This is a genomic window from Yeosuana marina, from assembly GCF_011762485.1.
Taxonomy (GTDB): domain Bacteria; phylum Bacteroidota; class Bacteroidia; order Flavobacteriales; family Flavobacteriaceae; genus Yeosuana; species Yeosuana marina.
In genome coordinates, this window is the sequence record NZ_JAAKGI010000046.1 from 153,317 (window position 1) to 167,047 (window position 13,731).

General features: G+C 34.0%; 10 protein-coding genes. 4 read left to right on the forward strand and 6 right to left on the reverse strand.

The annotated features are described in order from the left end of the window. Positions 1-8: 8 nt before the first annotated feature. Together G5V56_RS18350 and G5V56_RS18355 are read left to right on the forward strand one after the other, a co-directional pair. Positions 9-962 carry a tetratricopeptide repeat protein gene (locus G5V56_RS18350; RefSeq protein WP_166967900.1) on the forward strand — a complete coding sequence of 318 codons (954 nt, stop codon included), beginning with the start codon at positions 9-11 and terminating at the stop codon, positions 960-962. A gap of 187 nt (positions 963-1,149) precedes the next feature. After that, positions 1,150-2,505 carry a UDP-N-acetylmuramate--L-alanine ligase gene (locus G5V56_RS18355; RefSeq protein ID WP_166967902.1) on the forward strand — a complete coding sequence of 452 codons (1,356 nt, stop codon included), beginning with the start codon at positions 1,150-1,152 and terminating at the stop codon, positions 2,503-2,505. Between the two features lie 13 nt (positions 2,506-2,518). On the opposite strand, the gene G5V56_RS18360 is transcribed toward G5V56_RS18355, so the two are convergent. The 6 genes from G5V56_RS18360 to G5V56_RS18385 all read right to left on the reverse strand — a co-directional run bounded on the left by G5V56_RS18360 (position 2,519) and on the right by G5V56_RS18385 (position 10,353). Next, the gene (locus G5V56_RS18360) at positions 2,519-4,531 is read right to left on the reverse strand and encodes a M13 family metallopeptidase (RefSeq protein ID WP_166967903.1); all 2,013 of its coding nucleotides are present in this window, start codon (positions 4,529-4,531) and stop codon (positions 2,519-2,521) included. 101 nt (positions 4,532-4,632) lie between these two features. After that, positions 4,633-5,520 carry a dienelactone hydrolase family protein gene (locus G5V56_RS18365; RefSeq protein WP_166967905.1) on the reverse strand — a complete coding sequence of 296 codons (888 nt, stop codon included), beginning with the start codon at positions 5,518-5,520 and terminating at the stop codon, positions 4,633-4,635. A 14-nt stretch (positions 5,521-5,534) separates the two neighbouring features. Then, a complete protein-coding gene (locus G5V56_RS18370; RefSeq protein WP_166967907.1) occupies positions 5,535-6,503 on the reverse strand; it encodes a hypothetical protein in 969 nt (322 codons plus the stop codon). A gap of 61 nt (positions 6,504-6,564) precedes the next feature. Then, a complete protein-coding gene (locus G5V56_RS18375) occupies positions 6,565-8,838 on the reverse strand; it encodes a TonB-dependent receptor plug domain-containing protein (RefSeq protein ID WP_166967909.1) in 2,274 nt (757 codons plus the stop codon). 37 nt (positions 8,839-8,875) lie between these two features. Then, positions 8,876-9,766: a FecR family protein gene (locus G5V56_RS18380; RefSeq protein ID WP_166967911.1), complete on the reverse strand. Its 891-nt coding sequence runs from the start codon at positions 9,764-9,766 to the stop codon at positions 8,876-8,878. A 71-nt stretch (positions 9,767-9,837) separates the two neighbouring features. Beyond that, positions 9,838-10,353 carry an RNA polymerase sigma factor gene (locus G5V56_RS18385; RefSeq protein WP_166967913.1) on the reverse strand — a complete coding sequence of 172 codons (516 nt, stop codon included), beginning with the start codon at positions 10,351-10,353 and terminating at the stop codon, positions 9,838-9,840. A gap of 114 nt (positions 10,354-10,467) precedes the next feature. Between G5V56_RS18385 and G5V56_RS18390 the strand changes: the two genes are divergently transcribed. Together G5V56_RS18390 and ffh are read left to right on the forward strand one after the other, a co-directional pair. Beyond that, positions 10,468-12,216, forward strand: coding sequence for a hypothetical protein (locus tag G5V56_RS18390; protein ID WP_166967915.1), 1,749 nt, complete (start codon positions 10,468-10,470; stop codon positions 12,214-12,216). A gap of 171 nt (positions 12,217-12,387) precedes the next feature. Then, entirely contained in the window at positions 12,388-13,716 is a 1,329-nt protein-coding gene (gene ffh / locus G5V56_RS18395; RefSeq protein WP_166967917.1) for a signal recognition particle protein, read from the forward strand. Positions 13,717-13,731: the final 15 nt, after the last annotated feature.

The window sequence follows — 13,731 nt, forward strand, 5'->3', positions numbered from 1 at the left end:
ATCGTCATATGAAAATAGCGTGTTTATTTTTATTTATTCCTCTGGTAATAACCAGTCAAGTAAATCTTGACAGGGTTGAAGCACTCATTAACGACAAACAATTTATACAAGCAGAATCTTTAGCAAAAGACTATTTAGAAACTGATGCAAATAATTTAAAAGCAATTGAATTGTTAGGTGATATTTATGGGTTTCAAAAAAGATGGGATGACGCCATTAATGCTTATGGAAAGCTAGTAGAAAGTAATCCAAAAGTCGCAAATTACCAGTATAAATATGGCGGAGCCCTAGGTATGAAAGCATTATCGGTAAGTAAAGTAAGAGCCTTAGGAATTATTGGAGATGTAAAACAGGCCTTTTTAAAAGCCGCCGAGTTAGATCCGAATCACATAGATGCTCGTTGGGCCTTGGTGGAATTATACATGCAATTACCTGGTATATTTGGTGGTAGTAAAAGTGCGTCTTTAAAATACGCCAATGAGTTAGAACAACTTTCTAAAGTGGATGGCTATTTAGCCAAAGGCTATATTTATGAATATGATAATGAACCAGAATTAGCTGAAACCTATTATAAAAAAGCTATCAAAGAAGGCGGCTCTATAACCTGTTTTGATAAACTCACCAGTTTCTACGAAAGTAAAAATCAGCCAGAAAAAGCAATCCAGAATATCGAAGAGGCGCAAAAAACCCACCAGCGCAATGCCTTGCATTATCAAATAGGTAAAGTGGCGGCCGAATACAATATTGAGTTGCAAAAAGGAGAAGCCTGCTTACAAACATATCTAAAAAACTTTTCTTCAAGAGATGGTGTCCCTAGAGCGTGGGCGCATTATCGTTTGGCTCAGATTTATATGTATAAAAAAAATAAGTCCGAAGCCCTCAAGCATATCGATTTGGCATTGGCAGAGCTACCCGAAATAAAACCGTTCAAAAAAGAAAAGGAAAAAATTTTAAATCTTTAATGTTTGGGCGTTACCACAAGGGTCGGGCTTTCACTACTCGCTTTTTTTGTTTTTTTTAAACAAAAAAGAGCTCAAACATTTAGCCTGCGTTGAGCGCAGTCAAACCGTTCAATCCCTAACGCAGAAATCACGATTCCATATAAAAATTAGTAATTCAATCCGTATCTTTACGGTTCAAAATAAGTTTATGAATGTACATTTTATCGCCATTGGCGGAAGTGCTATGCACAATTTAGCCATTGCGTTGCATAACAAAGGATATAACGTCACAGGAAGTGATGATGAAATTTTTGAACCCTCAAAATCGCGATTAGCAGTCAAAGGTATTTTGCCAGAATCATTTGGTTGGTTTCCAGAAAAGATTACCAAAGGTTTAGATGCTGTCGTTTTAGGGATGCATGCCAAGGCAGACAATCCAGAGTTGCTTAAAGCTCAAGAATTAGACTTGAAAATTTATAGCTATCCAGAGTTTTTGTACGAACAATCTAAATATAAAACTCGCGTGGTTATTGGTGGAAGTCATGGTAAAACGACCATTACATCCATGATTTTACATGTTATGCATTATCATGATATTGATGTCGATTATATGGTTGGAGCCCAATTAGATGGTTTTGATGTCATGGTAAAATTAACAGAAGACAATGATTTTATAGTTTTGGAAGGCGATGAATATTTAAGTTCTCCCATAGACAGACGACCAAAATTTCACCTGTACAAACCCAATATTGCCTTGTTAAGTGGTATTGCCTGGGATCATATTAATGTATTCCCAACCTACGATAATTATGTCGAGCAGTTTCGCATTTTTGTAGATTCTATTGTAAATGGCGGAAGTATTACCTACAACGAAGAAGATTTAGAAGTGAAACGTGTCGTTGAAGCCTCAGAAAACACGATTAGAAAACTGCCATATCATACACCAGAATATACGGTTGAAAATGGACAAACACTTTTAGAAACTCCAGAAGGTCCATTGCCTATCGAAGTGTTTGGTGCTCATAATTTAAATAACCTAGCAGGAGCTAAGTGGATTTGCCAACATATGGGTGTTGATGAAGACGATTTTTACGAAGCTATTGCTAGTTTTAAAGGTGCTAGTAAGCGTTTAGAAAAAATAGCTGAAGGAAAAAATAGTGTAGCCTACAAAGATTTTGCTCATTCACCAAGTAAAGTAGAAGCTACTACTAAAGCGGTTAAAGCGCAATATCAAGACCGAACCGTTGTGGCCTGTTTAGAGTTGCATACTTATAGCAGTTTGAATGCTGAATTTTTAAAAGAATACAAAGGAACATTAGATGCAGCCGATGTGGCTGTTGTATTTTATTCACCACATGCGGTAGAAATTAAAAAGCTAGAAAAAGTAACCCATGAACAAATTGCTAACGCTTTTGAACGTGATGACTTAATTATTTACACCCACCCAGACGATTTTAAAAACTTCTTGTTTTCACAAGATTTTAAAAACAAAGCCTTATTATTGATGAGTTCTGGCGATTATGGCGGACTAAATTTTAATGAGCTTAAGGGGTTGATTGTATAATTTTTTTGTTCTCCTACCAGATTGTTATTCTATCCTTTTCAGGTAAAAACATATTGTCTCCAGGTTCCACACTGAAAGCTTTGTAAAAAGGCGAAGTATTCATTAATGGACCATTGACTCGCCAGATTGGTGGTGAATGCGGGTTGTTGTTAATCCACAGACGAAGGTACTCATCTTTCATTTTCACTCTCCATATTTTGGCAACTGACAGAAAGAAGCGTTGATCAGGAGTAAAACCACCAATTTTTGTGGAGTCTTGTCCTTCTTGGGTCATTTTAAAAGCATCGTATGCAACAGCAATTCCAGCATTATCAGCCGTATTTTCACCAACGGTCATGGCGCCTTTAACATGTAAACTATCTAATACAGTAAACGTACTGTATAAATCGATAACCTGCTGTATTCTTGATTTGAACTTTATGTAATCATCTGTTGTCCACCAATTTTTTACGTTACCATTTTTATCATATTGTGCACCCTGATCATCAAAAGTATGAGTTATTTCATGTCCTATAACCATACCAATTCCGCCATAATTAAGCGCATCATCTGCAAGGTTATCAAAATAAGGAGCTTGTAAAATACCAGCAGGAAAGACAATCTCATTAGCAGAAGGATTATTATAGGCGGTAACGGTTGAAGGTGTTGTAAACCATTCTGTCTTATCAACAGGTTTACCTAATTTTCTCAATTTACGCTGATATGCAGCAGCGGAAGCCGATACCACATTCTCAAAATAGGTAGTTCTTGTAACATGCACAGCGTTGTAATCTTTCCATGTATCGGGATACCCTATTTTTTTGGTGATGGCAAACAGTTTTTCCTTAGCTTTTTGTTTAGTGCTGTCGCTCATCCACTCTAACTTATCGATTCTAACTGCATATGCCTTTTGTACATTATTCACCAGTTCTAGCATCCGTTTCTTGGCATCTTCTGAAAAATATTTCTTTACATACAATTGTCCTAGGGCTTCGCCCAGATAATTGTCTACAGCATTGGCCATTTTTTCGCCACGTGACTTTTGTACTGACTGTCCTGAGAGTACTTTGGTAAACTCAAATGCAGCATCGACAAAAGTATTACTCAAGTCGGTTGCATAATTACTGATAGAATTTGCTTTCAGGTAAACTTTCCAATCTTGAATTGGTATAGACTTTAGAAGTTCGTTCAGTTTGTCATAATAAGCAGGTTGGCCGACATCGATAGAATCGGTTTGGGCACCTAAATGCTTTAGGAAATTAGTCCAACCAATGTTGGGATGGCTTTTTTCAAGATCAGTGACAGACATCTTATTGTAATTTGCTTTTACATCTCGAAGTTCAACCCTTGTTTTATGAGAAGCGGCGAGTTGCTTGTCAATATTGTAAACTAGATTAGCCTCTTTTTTTCCATCCTCGGCATTACTACCGGTTAGTTCAAATAAAGTAGCAAGATATTTTTTGTAGGCTTCTTGTATGACCACGGTTGATGAATCTGATTTGAAATAATAATCTCTATCGGGCAAGCCTATACCTGTTTGATATACATGGGCAATATTCATATTGCTATTTTGATCATCGGGAGATACTCCAAAAGCTACCATAGAAGTATTGTATACTTTAGTTTCATCAGCTACGAACATCAATAATGAGTGAATATCATTAATAGACTCAATTTTGTCTAGTATAGGCTTGATTGGATTATAACCGCGTTTGTTAATGGTAACGGTATCCATACCCGATGCGTAAAAATCACCTACTTTTTGTCCAATGCTTCCTGCTTTGTTATTACTTTTTGAAACGCTATCTAAAATACTTTGTAAGCGAATCCTTTGGGGATAGTTCATAAACATATAAGCCCCAACGCCTGCTTGGGTGTTTGGAATTTGTATAGAATCGTACCATTTGCCATTTACATATTTAAAAAAATTATCGCCAGGGCGTATTGAAGAATCTATTCCCTTTATGTTTGCAAACTTTTTTTCTGATGGATTGGTGCATGCTCCTGATGATAGAATAACAACGCAAAGAATTATAAAATTTTTCATTGGCCCGATTAATTTTTCGAAATACTAGTAATTAGCATATTTGTAAACGAAGTTATAATTTTTTTTCTAACAAAATAATTGTTTAAGAATGGATATTAAATTTATGCAAGCTTCTCCTTAAAAAAAGCAATCGTACGCTCCCAAGCTAAAGTGGCTGCTGCTTCATCATATCGCGGAGTGGTATTGTTATGAAACCCGTGATTAACATCAGGATAGATATAAGCAGTATGTTCAACATTGTTTTCTTTTAAAGCAATTTCATAATCTGGCCAACCCGCATTAACTCGTGTATCTAATCCAGCATATTGCAACAATAATGGTGCTTTTATTTGTGCTGTTTCTTCGGCAGATGGTTGTCCGCCATAAAAAGGCACGGCCGCTTTAAGGTCGGGAAGTTTTACAGCCATCATATTGGCAATCCAGCCACCAAAACAAAAACCAACAACACCTATATTGCCATCGCAATGTTCATGAGTTTTTAAATAGTTAAAAGCTGCGATAAAATCTTCAAGCATCTCGTAGCGGTCACGTTGGCGTTGTAAAGCCCTACCATCATCATCATTGCCCGGATACCCACCAAGTGGTGTTAAAGCATCTGGAGCTAAGGAAATAAAACCATCAACGGCTGTACGTCTTCCAACGTCTTCAATATAAGGATTTAAACCACGGTTTTCATGCACGACAATAATACCTGGAAATTTCGTTTTGCTATTATTAGGTTTTGATAAAAGTCCTTTGATTGTGCCTCCACCTTTTGGAGAATCGTAAGTAATATAATCAGAATCGATACGATTATCGTCTGGTTTTACTAAAAGGTTATCCACATAATTAGGATTAATAAAACTTAGCAAAGAAGACACGGTTAATCCGCCAATAGCGTAAAGGGATAATTTTTCAACAAACTGACGTCTGTCTATTTTGTTATGAGCATAATCGTCGTATAAATCAAAAACGTCTTGATTGATATCTTCTTTTTTTAGTGGTTTCATAAAATATATGTTACTTACTCTGAGACTATAAATGTTTTTAGCATATTCTTACTTGCCGGATTTGGTACTTCTGATATCAAGATGTAACGACCTGGCTCTAGATTTACAGTAAAATATCCTGTATCTCCGGCTATCATGTTATTAACACCTCCTAGAAAAGTAACTCCTTTTGGAGCAGGTTCAATGAGACCTTTTGGTTTAGACCAATCCATCCAATTATTAATTTCATCTAAATCAGCATTGTCGCTCAATTTAGCTAAATTGACATCATGACCTGTAAAGTTTTCATGTGCAATTTGATCTTTATAAAAAACTGAAAATGTATGAGGCCCTTTGCTAATGGAGTCATTAAAAACAATACCTTCTGTACTTGAAATAGTAATTGCAATATCAGCTTTAGGCTCTATGTTTCCAGAATTAGTTTCAGAAACGATAACCTCTGTTGCCATTCCCATTGAGGTATGCCAAACACCATTACTCATTTTTACATAACATTCTATAATATAATATCCAGGATTAAGTTTTACGGTTGTTTCAGTGACAAGACCAGGTGAAATTAAACCAGAGCCTCCATAATTTTTCATTTCCATAAACCAAGCTGGAAGTTTTCCAAATTGCGCAAAGCCCTCTTCTGCATTGCCTTCATTAATAAGCTTCATGCCTTTGTCAAATGGAGGTAAAACGCGAGCTTTTACGCTATCTAAAGTTATGCCTTCAGGATATTTATCTATCAGAAAAAAGTGAGTTTGTGTTGAGGCATTTTTGTATCTAAAAGTGTTCCAACCTGAAGGAATGGTATCAGCCATTTGAAAATCCATATTTTCAGTAAGAATATTAATAACCTGCTCGTTTTCAATTTTAGGTTCTTCAGGTTTTCTTTCTTTTTTATCAAATTTACAGGAATACAAAGTCGCCGTAAAACTTATAATTAAAAGTGGCAATAAGATGTTCTTGAAAGGGAAAAGATGTGGTTGAGTTTTCATAATTTAAAATATTGGTTGGTTGAAATTGCTTATGTAACTTAATAAATATAAGAATATTAGGTTAAAACTGCAATCTGAAGCTAACATTTGGGGTAATACCAAGTGACAGATTTTCAATTTTACTCACAACATCGTTGTCTTCTAAAGTATAGTAGGTGTTAATTACATTTTTTTTATTGGTAACGTTCCAAATGGAAGCGCCAATAGTTGCAAGCGTATTATTTGATATGTTAAAATCATACGTTGCAGAACAATCTGTACGCAAATAATCTTTTAAATGAGAACTGTTTGGCGATTCATAATTAATAGAGCCATCCACCATTTCGTTATTAACTATTGGATTAGTAGTAGGTTTTCCTGAATGCCAGTTGAGACCCAAAGCTAACTTAAGGTTGTTATACGTATAGGTTCCTGCCAAAGTAAGGGTATGACGAATGTCAACATTGTTAGGGAAGGAGTTGCCATTGTTTACGGTGCTAAATGTATAATCATTTTTACTGTAAGAATAGCCAATCCAGGTGCTAACCACATCATTAAATTGTTTGTTCACTAGCAGATCAACTCCTTTAATTTGGTAGCTTCCAATGTCTTTTACAAATTGATATTGGTTTTGAAATCCTTGACTTCGTGTCGTAACTCCTTCGACATATTTTATATAGGTTTCGGCACTAACGAGCAACTTATTTTTGTGATAGTGAATGCCTGCGGATAGTTGCTTGCTCTTAATAACAGGGATATCACTATTATTTGATAAAATCCATCGACGTTTTTCAATGCCTAAAAAGTCATTTTGTAAGTCTATAATTTGAGAGGTTGTCTGACTTTTTAATTCTCCTAAAATTTCAAATCTGAAATCGTTTAAAAATCGTTGACTAAAACTAAGACGTGGTTCTACCAAAATAAGATTAAATTTTTGGTAATAATTAACGCGTGTACCCAATTTTAAATTGGTTTTTGCACTATTAGATAGAAGAGAGGTTTCAGCATAAAGAGCATGACTTCGAATCACTTCTTTGATATAGCTTCTAAAAATAGGATTATTTACGTCTTCAAGATTGCTAACACCTATTTCAGAAAATTGATAACCACTATTAAATTTTAATTGATGATTGACTTCATAATTAACATCAAGTTTAGAAGAGTAATCAGTGACTTTGTTTTCTTGAATTAAGCGCTGATTGTTAAGGATGTCAAAATTAGTGGCGTCTAAATTGTAATTAGACATGTAAACTTGAGCTGAAGTTGATAAAGTGTTGCTCCAATCTTTGGTGTAAGTAATTCCTGTGGCAAGATTTTGTTGTGATAATTTACTGTTTAGAGCTTCGCTATTATCATTGACAGTAGACTGTTCATCATAATTTAAGTTGTTATTGACATTTAAAAAATGAACTCTAATGCGATCTTTTTTGGTGATATCGTATAAAAATTTTGCGGTGACATCATAAAAATAGAAGTCTTCATTTTTTGAGATAGAATAATTGTCATCTTTGGTATCAGTTAAATCAGAATCTTGAAAAACCCGTTTAAAATATTGGTCATAGGTTGGTGTAACAATTAAATCGGTTAATGAACGTCTTGTTGATAGTTGTAGTTCGGTCTTTTTTGACAAAGGAATTTTAGCATAGGCATCTGCATTAATTAAATTAAAACCCGCTCCGGCTTTAAATTTATTATCAATATTATCTGAAAGTTGCATATCGATAACACTTGATATACCGTCGCCATATTTTGCTCTTGTACCATTTTTAGAGATATTAACCTGTTTGGTTGTGTATGGATTGAAAGCAGAAATTAATCCGAAGAAATGACCAGATTGGTACATTTTTATACCATCCCAAAGAAATAAATTCTGATCGTGGGTGCCACCTCTTATATTAATATTTGAAACCGTTTCATCAATACTATAAACCCCCGGGAGCGCTTGTATAGTTTGTAGAATATCTGGTTCAATAAGTCCGGGAAGAATTCCAAAAGTTTCTGGTTTTATGGTTGTTGTTCCATCATTGAGTTTAGTAATACCTTTAGTAAGGTAATTGTTTATAATAATTTCATCAAGTTGTTGTGTTATAACAGATACTTTTGGGGTGTCAAAATCTTTAATAACCACAAATCGGTTATCTAAAATCTGAAAGTCTAAATCGGTTTCATTCTTTAAAATATTTAAAACATCTTCAATAGTTAATCCATCTGATGGTAAGATGGTTTTCTTGTCTTTAATAGTTTTATCTATATATGAAAAACGAATATTGTATCGCCTTTCTAGAGTTTTTAAAACAGCAATAAGAGATTGCTTTTCTTCTTGAATAGTTTGCGCTTTTAGTATCGTAACATTCAAAAAAAATAAAAAAATGAAAAGAGAAAGATAACCTTTACTACTCACGTTTAAGTATAACAGTATTATTGGTTTTACTAAATGTTAAATGTAAGGGAAGTGTAATTGATTTTAATGCAATATCTATATTATTATGAGCAAAACTACCAGTAAATAATTGGTTTATATCAATGTTTTCAAGTTTAAAGGTCACCTTGTATTGTCTTTCAAACTCAGACAATACCTCTTTATACGGCAAACTTTTAAACTGACTTTCATTATTTAACCACGAAGGCGTTGAACTAGCTTCTTTTTCTTTAGCAATTAGTTTCCCATCAATAATTAAAAAGCTGTCTCCAGCCTTTAATTTTGTAAGTTGAGAATTATAAGTAACGCCAACGATGCCTTCGTAGCAAATAACTTCAAAATAGTGGTTTCTTTGTTTTACATTAAATTGAGTGCCATATACGGTAACTGTTCCAGAGGTTGTTTTTACGTTAAACGAAGAACCTTTGGCTACCTTAAAAAACGCTTCGCCATTGAGTTCAACATCACGTTCATCTTTCCAAGATTTTTTATTATAGGACAAAACCGTTTTAGCATTTAAGGAAACGATAGACGCATCAGGTAATTCAATAGTTGTTTTTTGAGCTACATCTGTAGAAATAGTAGTATCTAAAGTAGTTGTGTAATAGTATAAACTAAAACAAACAGCAAGTATGGCTGCAACACGCACGGCGGGTTTAAACCAATGTGTTGTTGTATTCTCTCTAATAGTCTTTAAAGCACGATCTAGCTCTTCAGAAGCATTGTAATCATCTGCTTTAAAAGCTTTAACATTATTAGATAATTTTACCAAATCATCATAGTCTTCAAGGTTTTTAAACGCTTCAAGATCTTGATCATTCAGATCATTATCTAGCCATTTTGATATTAAAATTTCTCGTTTCATAATCTTTAATACAACTATATAACAGTTAACTTTATTTTTTTCCTACCTAGAATTAAAATTATTTTTATTACTTATAATTCTTTAATATCCTTCCGTAATTTTTCTAAAGCTCCGTAAATACGTTTTTCAACAGCCTTAGTCGATATGTTTAATAGTTCTGCTATTTCTTTAAAACGTTTTCCTTCAATTCTATTCATTAAAAAAGCAACCCGTTGCGCTTCTGTTAAATTAGAAAGTGCCTTTTGGAGTTTTTGCATATATTCATCTTCCTGCATTAAAAATTCAGGATTTTCATTGGTGTATGTTTTTGGCTTTGTTTGTTGGTGTTTTAAAACGACCTTTTGGTGGGCAATTTCATTAAGCATTAAATTATTCGCGGTGGTGAACAAAAAACTTTTAGCTTTATCAGGAGATATTTTTGAGCAATTTTGCCAAAGTTTAATAAAAGCTTCTTGTACTTTATCTTTAGGGTTAAGCAACTCGCCAAACTTATAATATAAAAAGTTATGTAAATCTTTAGAGTGTTTATTGAATATTGACGAAAAAATAGACTCTTCGCAAATAGTGTCATGTAGCTGTTTCCCCATTATTATTGGTGATAGTTTGCACTAAAGTAAAAAAAAACTAAACATAGGGTAGGAATTTTTATTATTAAGATGTTCTATAATCAAAATGCTATGTTTAACCCAAAATTACTAAATATGAAAACTAAACTTAAATTTCTTTTCTTATTACCTCTTTTTGCCCTTTCTTTTTTAATGTCTTGTCAACAAGAAGTTGTTGATGTAACGCCACCAGCAGAATCAGAAGCGTTGGTTGCCGATTCAGAATTAACAACATTAATCAGTTCTGCTGCCAAAATGGATGGGTCTAAAGACAATATAATTGACAAAGCCAGTTGCATGTCTGTTGAATTACCAGTAACAGTGATAGCTAATGGTGTTGAAATTACTATAGATTCTGAAGACGATTATCAAGTTATTAAAACCATTTTTGATGAATTTGAAGATGATAATGATAATCTTGATATTGTTTTTCCAATTACCATTATTTTAGCAGATCATTCTGAAATAGTTCTTGAAGATCGTCAGGCCTTAGAAAATCTAATTGCTCAATGCCAAGATAATAACCAGCCTGATGATGATATAGAATGTATCGATTTTCAATACCCTATTTCGTTTTCAGTTTATAACACCCAATTTCAGGTTATTGATAATATTACAATAGAAAACGATAGACAGTTATTTATGTTTATTCACCGAGTTAAGCAAGGTGAAGTATTTGCAAGTCTTGATTTTCCTGTAACAATGGTTTTATCAGATGGATCTACAATTTCTGTGTATAATAATTTAGAATTACAAAACACTATTGAAGAAGCTAAAAATGCTTGTGATGAAGATGATGATAATGATTACCATGATACAGACTTTACCTTAGAGCGCTTAGATGCTTTATTGGTAACCTGCCCATGGGTTGTGCGAGATTTTAATAGAAATGCCGTTGAATTAAGTGATAAATACCGTGAATATTTGATGATATTTAATGAAGATGGTGTTGTTAAAGTACGAGCTAGAAATGGTGAAGTGTATTCAGGAACTTGGACTACAAGACTCACAGATAAGGGCGCTATGATTAATCTTCAATTAGAAGGTGCAGAGGATTTTACATTAGAATGGTTAGTGTATGATATTGAATACGGAAGAATCAAACTTCTAGCAGAAGGTGGAAACAAAATTATTTTAGCAAAAAATTGCGATATCGTTTTTGATCAAACTAAAACTAGAATAGAAAACTATTTAAAAGAATGTTTCTGGCGTATTGAACGTTTAAGAATTGCTGGAACCGATAAGGAAAGCGATTATATAGGAACTCCATTAAAATTTGAAGATGATGGCGTTGTAAAATTAAGAGTGCAAGGAGAACTTGTAACAGGAACATGGGAAGTCCAAGACGCTAATCTTGGGTTTGTATTACAAATTCATTTAGATGGAAGGCCAGATTTAGAATTAGAATGGTTAGTAGCATTTTTAGAACCAGATTTAATAAAGCTCGAAAGTTTAACCAACTCTATGATTATAAGACGATATTGTCCTGATGGAGATAATGATATAAACTATATCAATGATGTCATTATTTCATCAGATTGGCAAGTAGCCCTATATCAAGATGGTGATGTTGATAAAACAAGCGACTATTTTATGTATACTATAAATTTCCTTGAAAGTGGTGCTGTTGCAGTAACCGATCCTAATAACGGTTTAATTGATGGATCGTGGTTAGCATACAGAAATGATGGCTTATTTTTAGGATTAAACTTTGGCATAGAAGTACCATTTCAAGTATTAAACCATCGTTGGAGAATTAAAGAAATTTCACAAACCAGAATAGAGCTTAAAGATTATAGTTTTACTGGTGAGGTAGAACGAATATTAGTTCTTGAAATAAAATAAATAAAAGGGAGACTTTCATATTCGGTTGGTTAGGTTAATTATTTATTTAAGTTTCCTTTATAAAGGCTGTCAAAACATATGTTTTGGCAGCTTTTTATTTTTATAGAATGATACTTCTATAATACACTTCAAATCCTTAAATTTGCGCATCTTAAAAATTGAAAAGGAACTATGTTTAATAATTTAAGCGAGAAGTTAGATAAAGCGTTACATGTTTTAAAAGGACATGGAAGTATTACAGAAGTAAATGTTGCAGAGACTCTAAAAGAGGTGAGGAGAGCCCTTTTAGATGCCGATGTTAACTTTAAAATAGCTAAAGAATTTACTGTAAAAGTTAAGGAAAAAGCACTCGGTCAAAATGTATTAACAACATTACAGCCTGGTCAATTAATGGTGAAAATCGTTAAAGACGAGTTAACCGAATTGATGGGAGGCGATGCTGAAGGTATCAATCTTTCTGGAACGCCAAGTGTTATTTTAATGTCGGGTTTACAGGGTTCTGGTAAAACAACGTTTTCTGGTAAACTCGCCAATTATCTTAAAAATAAAAAAACAAAAAAGCCTTTGTTAGTCGCCTGCGATGTGTATCGTCCTGCGGCAATAGACCAATTGCATGTTGTTGGAGATCAAATTAATGTTGAGGTTTTTAGTGATAAAGGAAATACAGATCCTGTCGCCATAGCAAAAGCTGGTATTGCCCATGCAAAAGCTAACGGGTTTAATGTGGTTATTATAGATACTGCTGGTCGTTTAGCTGTTGATGAGGTGATGATGACCGAGATATCAAACATTCATAAAGCTATTCAACCACAAGAAACATTGTTTGTAGTTGATTCAATGACAGGGCAAGATGCCGTCAATACAGCAAAGTCGTTTAACGATGTGTTGAATTTTGATGGTGTTATTCTTACTAAATTAGATGGTGATACCCGCGGTGGAGCTGCTATATCTATAAAATCTGTAGTTAATAAACCAATTAAGTTTATTGGTACAGGCGAGAAAATGGAAGCGATTGATGTGTTCTATCCGTCACGTATGGCAGACCGTATTCTTGGTATGGGTGATGTAGTGTCTTTAGTTGAACGGGCACAAGAGCAGTTTGATGAAGTCGAGGCGAGAAAACTTCAAAAGAAAATAGCCAAAAACCAGTTTGGGTTTGATGATTTCTTAAAGCAAATTCAGCAAATCAAGAAAATGGGGAACATGAAAGATTTGATGGGGATGATTCCTGGTGCTGGAAAAATGCTTAAAGATGTTGATATTGACGATGATGCCTTTAAAGGAATTGAAGCCATTATTCATTCTATGACTCCATTAGAAAGAACAAATCCTTCGGTTATTAATGCAAGTAGAAAAAAGCGTATTGGAAAAGGTTCAGGAACTTCTGTTCAGCAAGTTAATCAGTTGTTAAAGCAATTTAACCAAATGAGCAAAATGATGAAAATGATGCAAGGCGGCGGCGGAAAGAAAATGATGCAAATGATGCAGAATATGCGTTAATATAAGTTTGCAGTC

Excerpts from the sequence above, each read along its gene's own strand:
- G5V56_RS18350 (WP_166967900.1), top strand. The coding sequence starts at position 9 with ATGAAAATAGCGTGTTTATTTTTATTTATTCCTCTGGTAATAACCAGT.
- G5V56_RS18355 (WP_166967902.1), top strand. The coding sequence starts at position 1,150 with ATGAATGTACATTTTATCGCCATTGGCGGAAGTGCTATGCACAATTTA.
- G5V56_RS18360 (WP_166967903.1), bottom strand. The coding sequence starts at position 4,531 with ATGAAAAATTTTATAATTCTTTGCGTTGTTATTCTATCATCAGGAGCA.
- G5V56_RS18365 (WP_166967905.1), bottom strand. The coding sequence starts at position 5,520 with ATGAAACCACTAAAAAAAGAAGATATCAATCAAGACGTTTTTGATTTA.
- G5V56_RS18370 (WP_166967907.1), bottom strand. The coding sequence starts at position 6,503 with ATGAAAACTCAACCACATCTTTTCCCTTTCAAGAACATCTTATTGCCA.
- G5V56_RS18380 (WP_166967911.1), bottom strand. The coding sequence starts at position 9,766 with ATGAAACGAGAAATTTTAATATCAAAATGGCTAGATAATGATCTGAAT.
- G5V56_RS18385 (WP_166967913.1), bottom strand. The coding sequence starts at position 10,353 with ATGGGGAAACAGCTACATGACACTATTTGCGAAGAGTCTATTTTTTCG.
- G5V56_RS18390 (WP_166967915.1), top strand. The coding sequence starts at position 10,468 with ATGAAAACTAAACTTAAATTTCTTTTCTTATTACCTCTTTTTGCCCTT.
- ffh (WP_166967917.1), top strand. The coding sequence starts at position 12,388 with ATGTTTAATAATTTAAGCGAGAAGTTAGATAAAGCGTTACATGTTTTA.